This window comes from Micromonospora sp. NPDC050200 (assembly GCF_040656135.1).
Classification (GTDB): Bacteria; Actinomycetota; Actinomycetes; order Mycobacteriales; family Micromonosporaceae; genus Micromonospora.
Map to the genome: position 1 here is coordinate 136,123 of NZ_JBFALG010000011.1, position 6,051 is coordinate 142,173.

6 protein-coding genes are annotated in these 6,051 nt (G+C 74.8%); 2 read left to right on the top strand and 4 right to left on the bottom strand.

The window, feature by feature from the left end; translation table 11 throughout:
- The first annotated feature begins 31 nt into the window (after positions 1 to 31).
- Together secG and AB0I41_RS10595 are read left to right on the top strand one after the other, a co-directional pair.
- Positions 32 to 292: a preprotein translocase subunit SecG gene (gene secG / locus AB0I41_RS10590; RefSeq protein WP_357104583.1), complete on the top strand. Its 261-nt coding sequence runs from the start codon at positions 32 to 34 to the stop codon at positions 290 to 292.
- A 129-nt stretch (positions 293 to 421) separates the two neighbouring features.
- Positions 422 to 766, top strand: a complete 345-nt coding sequence (locus tag AB0I41_RS10595; protein ID WP_357104586.1) for an RNA polymerase-binding protein RbpA — start codon at positions 422 to 424, stop codon at positions 764 to 766.
- A 52-nt stretch (positions 767 to 818) separates the two neighbouring features.
- On the opposite strand, the gene pgl is transcribed toward AB0I41_RS10595, so the two are convergent.
- The 4 genes from pgl to AB0I41_RS10615 all read right to left on the bottom strand — a co-directional run bounded on the left by pgl (position 819) and on the right by AB0I41_RS10615 (position 5,996).
- Positions 819 to 1,589 carry a 6-phosphogluconolactonase gene (gene pgl / locus AB0I41_RS10600; protein ID WP_357104589.1) on the bottom strand — a complete coding sequence of 257 codons (771 nt, stop codon included), beginning with the start codon at positions 1,587 to 1,589 and terminating at the stop codon, positions 819 to 821.
- A 126-nt stretch (positions 1,590 to 1,715) separates the two neighbouring features.
- On the bottom strand, positions 1,716 to 2,732 hold the full coding sequence (locus AB0I41_RS10605; protein WP_357104592.1) for a glucose-6-phosphate dehydrogenase assembly protein OpcA: 1,017 nt from the start codon (positions 2,730 to 2,732) through the stop codon (positions 1,716 to 1,718).
- Between the two features lie 61 nt (positions 2,733 to 2,793).
- Positions 2,794 to 4,344: a glucose-6-phosphate dehydrogenase gene (gene zwf / locus AB0I41_RS10610; protein WP_357104606.1), complete on the bottom strand. Its 1,551-nt coding sequence runs from the start codon at positions 4,342 to 4,344 to the stop codon at positions 2,794 to 2,796.
- Positions 4,345 to 4,346: 2 nt separating this feature from the next.
- A complete protein-coding gene (locus AB0I41_RS10615) occupies positions 4,347 to 5,996 on the bottom strand; it encodes a glucose-6-phosphate isomerase (protein ID WP_357104609.1) in 1,650 nt (549 codons plus the stop codon).
- Between the last annotated feature and the right edge of the window lie 55 nt (positions 5,997 to 6,051).

Genomic DNA, 6,051 nt, shown 5'->3' on the forward strand with positions numbered 1-6,051 from the left:
GAGGATCGTAACGAGAGGACTGACCCCAGCCATGCCGATCTGGTTCGCATACACGTTGATCGTGTTGCTGGTCATCACGAGCATCCTGCTCACCCTGCTGATCCTGCTGCACCGCGGTAAGGGCGGCGGACTGTCGAGCATGTTCGGCGGCGGCGTCAGCTCCAGCCTGGCCGGCTCGTCCGTCGCCGAGAAGAACCTGGACCGCTACACCGTCCTGGTGAGCATCGTCTGGTTCGCCTGCATCGTGGGGCTCGGCCTCTGGCTCAAGCTGCAGCTCAGCAGCGGGGCCTGAGTCCGTCGGAGTCTCGGCGTACAATCTGCGCGCGGTCCGTCACGGACCGCGCGCAGTTCGTTGTGCCCCGCGTCGCCGCCGCCCGCCCTCCCGGCCGGCGGTCCCCTCCGACGACAGGAGCGAGCAGCCGTGCCCAGTGGCAACGTCATCCGTGGCTCACGGATCGGGTCCGCCCCGGAACGCCCCGCCGAGCGCTACGAGCCCGCACCCCGCCGGGCGGTGAGCTACTGGTGCCGCAACGGACACGCCACCGAGATCAGGATGGCGGTGGACGCCGAGGCGCCCCCGCTCTGGGACTGCCCCCGCTGTGGGCTGCCCGCCGGCCGGGACGCCGAGAACCCGCCCGGGCGGGCCCGTCCCGAGCCATACAAGACCCACCTGGCGTACGTGAAGGAGCGACGCAGCGCGGAGGAGGGGGAGGCCATCCTGGCCGAGGCCCTCGCCGCGCTGCGCCGCCGCCGCGGCCGGGAGTGACGCGCCGGAGCCCCGACCCCCACCGGGGGCCGGGGCTCCTCACCGTCGTCGCTCAGCGCAGGCTGCGCAGCCGGGGCGGCACGTCGGCCGCCGCCGACCGGTCCAGCAGCCAGAGGGTACGCGCGACGCCCTGCACGCCCGCCGCCGGCAGTTGCACCGGGCCCGCCCCGGCCAGCGCCATGCCGACCGCCCGGGCCTTGTCGGCGCCGCTGGCCACCAGCCAGACCTCCTCGGCGGTGTTGATCGCCGGCAGGGTGAGCGTGGTCCGCAGCGGCGGCGGCTTCGGGCTGCCCCGCACCGCGCTCACCGGCCGTTTGTCGTAGTGCACCGGGTGCTCGGGGAAGACCGACGCCACGTGCCCGTCCTCGCCGACGCCGAGCATCAGCACGTCGAGGTGGGGGAGCGCGGCGTGGCCGGGCCGGGCGGCCCGGGCCAGTTCCTCGGCGTACGCGGCGGCCGCGGCCTCCGGGTCGGCGCCCAGCGGGCCGTCGGAGGCCGGCATGGGGTGCACCCGCGCCGGGTCCAGCGGTACCGCGTCCAGCAGTGCCGCCCGGGCCTGCGTCTCGTTGCGCTCCGGGTCGCCGGCGGGCAGGAAACGCTCGTCGCCCCACCAGACGTCGACCCGGGACCAGTCGACCGCGTCCCGGGCCGGCAGCGCGGCCACCGCCCGGTACACCGCCGCGGCGATCCGCCCGCCGGTCAGCACCACCGAGGCCTGGCCCCGGTCCGCCTGCGCGTCGAGCAGCTTCACCACCAGCCGGGCCGCCACCGCCTGCGCCAGCAGATCGGCGTCGGCGTGTACGGCGACACTCGCCTCACCCATGTTGTGCATTCGTCTCCCGACCGCTCTCACGCGGTCCGTGTTCGTCGTGCCCGGGGGCCGGTCGGCCCGTCCGTCGCGCCCTCCCGCGCCCCCGGGCGAGCCGTGCCGGCCCGGCCGGGGAAGCGGTCAGGGGGTCGCGCTGGTGCCGGCGTGGGCGGTGACCCCGGCCTCGGCCCGCTGCGCGGTGGCCGGGTCCTTCCAGACGTGCACCCGCCCGGCGGGCCGCTGGTCCAGGCCGGAGATGCCGGCCGCCGCACCCAGCGCCTCGGCGTACACCTGGTCGGCGTCGAGCCGGCGCAGTTCCTCGGCCAGCTCGTCGCCGAGCGGGCGGCGCACCAGCGGCAGTGTCCGGTCCGCCTGACCGGTCCGCCGGAACGCCGCCACGCTGTCGTCGCGGGTGAGCGTCAACTCGTCGCCGTTGGCGCAGCGCAGCTGCACCTCACGCATGCGCGGGTACTCGTCGGTGTGCGTCCACACCGGCTCGATGCCGAGCCGGGCGGCCAGCCAGCCGCGCATCAGCGCCGCGGTCGGGTCGGTGCGCGGCGCCACCACCGTCGCCTCGGTGACCCGGGCCTCGATGGTGTCGAACGCCCCGGCGACCAGGGTCCGCCACGGGGTGATCCGGGTCCACGCCAGGTCGGTGTCGCCCGAGGCGTAGTCCCGGGCCCGCTGGCGCAGCGCCTCGATCGGGTCGGCCGCCTGCGCGGCGTCGGTGATCCGCCGGTCGGCGACCACGCCGAGGAAGTCGGTGGCGACCTCGGCCGGCGGCTCACCGTGCCACCAGGTCACCACCGGGACGTCCGGCACCAGCAGCGGCATCACCACGGACTCCGCGTGCAGGGCCAGCCGCCCGTACATCCGGGTCACCACCGCCTCGCACGGGCCGAGCCGCCCGCCGACGACGATCTCCGCGTCGAGCCGGTTGCGTTCCCGTTCCAGGTCGGTGCGGACGACCACCAGCAGCCGGCACGGATGGGCGGCAGCGGCTATGGTCGCCGCCGCCTCCGCCTCGCGGACCCGCTTCTCGTCCACCACCACGATCAGGGTCAGCGCCATGCCGCTGGCCACCCCGCCCGCGCTGCGCCGCTCGGCGGCGAGTGCCTTGACCACCTCGTTACCGGTGGTGTCCCACAGGCCGATCACTGGAGCCTCCCGGTCCGCTCGCTGTGCCCGCGCACGCCGCTGTGCCCGCTGATGCGCCCGCTCATGCCCGCCGCCAGGCGCGGCCCTCGCGCGCCAGCATCTCGTCGGCCGCCCGGGGCCCCCACTCGCCGGCCCGGTACGGCTCCGGCTTCGTGCCCGTCCAGGCGTGCTCCAGCGGGTCCACCACCTGCCAGCTCTGCTCCACCTCGGCGGCGTCCGGGAAGAGCGTCCGGTCGCCGATGAGCACGTCCAGCACCAGCCGCTCGTACGCCTCGGGGCTGGACTCGGTGAACGCCTCGCCGTACTGGAAGTCCATCGCGATGTCGCGGACCTCCATGGTGGTGCCCGGCACCTTGGAGCCGAACTTCAGCACCACGCCCTCGTCCGGCTGCACCCGGATGACCAGCTGGTTGGGGCCGAGCGACTCCATGTCGGCCGGGTTGAACGGCAGGTGCGGCGCCTTCTTGAACATGACCGCCACCTCGGTGACCCGGCGGGGCAGCCGCTTGCCGGCCCGGATGTAGAACGGCACCCCCGCCCAGCGGCGGTTCTGGATGCCCAGCTCCACGGCGACGTACGTCTCGGTGGTGGAGTCCGGTGGGACCCCCTTCTCCTCCAGGTAGCCGACCGCCCGCTCGCCGCCCACCCAGCCGGGCAGGTACTGGCCGCGCACGGTGTCCCGCGCGATGTCCTTCGGCAGGGTGATCGCCTTGAGCACCTTGAGCTTCTCGGTCCGGATCTCGTCGGCGTCGAAGCTGGTCGGCTCCTCCATCGCCACCAGGGCGAGGAGCTGAAGCAGGTGGTTCTGGAGCACGTCGCGGGCGGTGCCGACGGAGTCGTAGAAGGCGGCCCGGGTGCCGATGCCGACGTCCTCGGCCATGGTGATCTGCACCGAGTCGACGTACTTGGAGTTCCACAACGGCTCGAACAGGTTGTTGGCGAACCGCAGGGCGAGGATGTTCTGGACGGTCTCCTTGCCCAGGTAGTGGTCGATCCGGAAGACGTCCTGACTGGTGAAGACGTCGTCGACCAGGTCGTTGAGCGACTTGGCCGACGGCAGGTCGTGCCCGAACGGCTTCTCCACCACCACCCGGCGCCACCCGCCGGACTTGGCGTTGTCGGCCAACCCGGTGCGGGCCAGCTGCTTGAGCACCACCGGGAAGGCGGCCGGGGGGATGGAGAAGTAGAACGCGGCGTTGCCGTGGATGCCGTGGGTGTCGCGCAGCTCGTCCAGGGTGGTGGCCAGGTGGTCGAAGGCGGCGTCGTCGTCGAACGAGCCGCCGACGAACTTGATGTTGCCGGCGAGCCGCGACCAGACCTCCTCGCGCCACGGTGTCCGGGCGTGCTTCTTGGCCGCCTCGTAGGCGAGCGACTCGAAGTCGCCGTCGCCCCAGTCGCGCCGGGCGAAGCCCAGCACCATGAATCCGGGCGGCAGCAGCCCCCGGTTGGCCAGGTCGTAGACCGCTGGCAGCAGCTTCTTGCGCGCCAGGTCACCGGTCACCCCGAAGATCACCAGAGCGCAGGGCTCCGGGATCCGGGGCAGTCGCCGGTCCTGCACGTCGCGCAGCGGGTTCACGCCGCCTCCTCGCTCCGTCTGGTCCATGTCGTCCATCGTCACGCCCGCCATCGTCCGATCGCATCCAGCAGCTGGGCCAAGCCCGCCGACCTGTCGGTCAGGTGCAGCCGCAGCACGGGTCGGCCCCGGTCGGCCAGCGCCTGCCGGTCGCCGGCGGCCTGCGCCGCCTGCAGCTCCCCGAAGGAGTACGGCCGACCCGGCACCGGCAGATCAACGTCCACCGCGCCGGTGAGCTGAAGACAGCTGCCGACCGGCGGTCCGCCCTTGTGGTACTGCCCGGTGGAGTGCAGGTACCGGGGCCCCCACCCGAAGGTGACCGGTCGGCCGGCGGCCTCGGCGAGCAGCGGTCGCAGCCGCGCCGCGTCCGCGTCGGCGACCCGATCCAGGTACGCGGTCACGGCGAGGTAGCCCGCGTCGCCCACTCCGTCGACCAGGTGGCGCAGCGCGCCGGCGAGGTCGGCGGGGGCGCCCGGTGGGGCGTACACCTCGATGGCGCCCTCGGTGGACGAGGGCGACTGCGCCGGCGGCCCGGAGGCCAGGATCCGCCGGGTGTGGTCCTTGCTCGCGGCGACGTCCGGCTGGTCGAACGGGTCGACGCCGAGCACCACCGCCGCGACCGTGGTCGCGTACTCCCAGGTCAGGAACTGGGCGCCGAGTGGGCCGTTCACCGCCAGGTCGGGGTCGCAGCCGCCGCCGGGGACGTCCCCCGCGGCCAGCGCGCCGCCGTGGCTGACGGTCAGCACGTCCGGCCCGGTGGCCCCGGGCGCCCGGGGTGACTCGACCACCACCGGCAGGATCCCGAGCCCGGCCTTGCCGGTCGACTCGGCGAGCAGTTGCTCGACCCAGTCGCCCAGGCCGTCCAGGCCGGTGCCGTCCGGGACCAGGGCGACCTTGTCCCGGCCGGTGGTGGCCGCCGCGCCCAGCGCCGCCCCGAGCGCCAGGCCCGGGTTGTCCCGGTCCCGGCCCAGCGCGGCCGACAACGCCTCGGCGTCGTCCAGCAGCTCGGTGACCTCCACCCCGGCCAGCGCGGCGGGGACCAGGCCGAACGCGGTCAGCGCCGAGTACCGCCCGCCCACCCCGGGGTCGGCCGGCAGCACCACCACGCCCATCTCGTCGGCGGTGGCCTCCAGCGGAGAGCCCGGGTCGGTCACCACCACGAAGTGCCGGGCCGCCTCGGCCTCGGTCATCCCGGCGTCCAGGAAGGCCTGCCAGTACGCCCGGCGGTGGCTGTCGGTCTCCACCGTCGTGCCGGACTTGCTGGCCACCACGACCACCGTGCGCTCCAGCCGGTCGGCCAGCGCCGCCCGGACCCGCCCCGGGTCGGTGGTGTCGAGCACGGTCAGCGGCCGACCCAGGGTGCGCGTGATGGTCTCGGCGGCAAGCGAGGACCCGCCCATCCCGGCGAGCACCACGTGGTCCAGGTCGGCCAGCTCCGCCGCCAGCTCGGCGAGCTGGGGGAGCAGCTCCCGGCTGCGGAGGTGGGTGTCCAGCCAGCCGAGGCGGGTCTTCGCCTCCTCCTCGACGCCGGGCCCCCAGAGTCCGGGGTCCGCGGCGGCCAGCCGCGCCGGGACGTCCCGGCCGACGAGCGCGTCCCGCACCGACGCGGGCGCGGACCGGTCGACCGCGTCCGCGCCGTACACGGCCAGCCCGGCGGACGCGTCCGCCGGGCCGGCCAGCAGGTCACCCATGTCGCCACCCGGGTCGGGCGGCGGCGTGGAGCGCCGCGGGGCGGGGCCCCGCGGC